Genomic DNA, 2062 nt, shown 5'->3' with positions numbered 1-2062 from the left:
GCTGCTGTTCGTGTGGTTGCTTGACCGGTTCGTCTTGCCACGAGTCGCCCGGCGCACCGTCGATCTACCGCGCTGATAGTGTGGCGCGGGCTCAGTGGCCCGCGCTCGACTCGGCATGCGAATTACAACTCATCTCTGATCCGCACGGCACCTTCGGCCGCCGGCTGTTGCCGACGGATTCGCCAACCACTGCCCAGGTGCCCGGTATGGCGCCAATACGCGCCTGCCACCAACACCTGAAATTCGCCCAATTGCAGGAGTCGGGAAACAAATTGCCCAGGCGTGAGGCGGCTGACCCATTGCCCGTTTTCATAAACGACCGAACGGGTCAGCAGCAGATCCCGTTCGGCGTCTGAGTACACTGGCGTGTATTTGAGCAACTCATGGCCGGGCGTGGAGTAGTAATACCCACGAATATCGAAACCTTGGTTTTTCAACTCGTGGGTGTGTGCATACACCAGCGCGGGTTCGGCGAAATTACTGCGGATCTGTTCGTTGTCAGCGACCAGCAAGGTATTGCCCGACAGGCTGAATTGATGACTGGCCACGACGGCATAACCGTCAGGGAAGCGCGGTGCCGGTCGGCGCCAGTCGGTCGCAGGGTCCTCGGCGGTACGGAAAAGACGCAGACGAAGATTCTCCTCGTTGGCGAACCACGCAACAGGCTCCAGCGGGACAAAGCGCTGGCCGGAGTTTTCCCCGAGAACCGCGCCCTCATAACCGGTCCGAGCGAGTATTTCATTGTCGGTCCGTTGCTGGGCATAGCGGGCAGCATCGTCGGGATGCTGGAAGATCGGTCCCAGCGCCGGAACCGGATGATTTTGCCAGTGGCGCTCACGAGATATCTCGGCCAGACCCGGTTGCCAGCCCTCCTCGACCCGACCACGGCGAGACCAGCAGGCGCTGGTTTCAATGACATGCAGGTCACCGGCTCGCGCCATCCGATTTACGTATTCGACAAGGCTGAAAGTGCCCTTGCTGTTGTTGCGTTCATCATTCGCCGCCTGCTCCATTGACACAAAAGCGTTGGGGCGCAAGTCCACTTGCCCGAACCGGTCGAAGAATGTGCCGGGCTCGAACGCGTGCAGTTGCAGCCTCAGCAGCGCTCCGTCGGCGCAGGAGAAGTAGATCGGCTTGTAACCCTGTGTCGTACTGGCCCGTCGACACGCCTGCTGGACTTCGCTGGGCATGATCAGCACATGCCGGATATCCGTGGATCGTGCGCCAAGCGGCGGCAGGACGGCGCGCAGATAAATCGAATCCAGCAGAAAGCCTGATGGCAGTCGCCCGTGCTCGAAAATCCGGTCCAGCGCCAGCGCAGACCGTTGTGCAGTCAGCGGCAGACTGGCAAGAAACACACCGCCGGCCGAGCGCTGGATGACACCGAAAGTCTGCGTATCGCGGCTCACCGCCAGCTCATGGACATATCGAGCGGCCGCATCCGCCTGAAGGTATAACGGGCTGCACACCGCCGCAGTAGCGGCTTTGCTGTAATCCGTCACGATCTGCAGGTCGGCTGAGAACGGCACCCAGCGCGATACTTGCCTGGGCAGGCCCCACAGGTCACTGCCGGTGACGACCTGCAAATAACCGGTTCTGGCGAGCGAGTCGATCCAGTCGATCGGTTTCAATTCACCGCTGTAAAGGCGCTGCTTGATGGTCTCGCCATCCAGTGATGCGGGCAGGCTATTGCTTGCCGTCAGGGCAATCGACAGATCGGCGCGCAGACGCTCCCACAACCCAGGCTGATAGCGAATCGTCGCACCGTCCGGCGCAAACAGGTATTCATCCCAGAGCACAGGCTTGCGGGTGAATGCCGAGTACAAGGTATCGACCGACAGCATGTTCAAGTAGATCTGTTTGTCGATGGCCGAAAACGCTACCGACAGCTCCCTCGGGACTCTGGAGCGGTAACGCGCAACGATCCGGCAATTTTCTGGAAACAGTCCGGCAGCGCGAGTCTCGTCGGCGATGATCTCGCTACTGTCGAAATTTTCGCGTGTCACTTCAATCGGCGAGGTAGCGACGTAGAGGCCGTCGGAGCGTTTCAGAATGACACCGC

Annotated in this window: 1 pseudogene; it reads right to left on the bottom strand. The window is 60.3% G+C overall.

What is annotated here, in order from left to right:
• Positions 1-122: 122 nt before the first annotated feature.
• Positions 123-2062: pseudogene (locus V8J63_RS27510) on the bottom strand (hypothetical protein); the annotation flags it as partial.

The sequence above is a fragment of the Pseudomonas sp. CCNWLW23 genome (assembly GCF_037095675.1).
In the GTDB taxonomy this organism is placed as follows: domain Bacteria; phylum Pseudomonadota; class Gammaproteobacteria; order Pseudomonadales; family Pseudomonadaceae; genus Aquipseudomonas; species Aquipseudomonas atacamensis.
The sequence above is the reverse complement of the archived record's forward strand: the minus strand, read 5'-3'. Positions and strand labels throughout refer to the sequence as shown.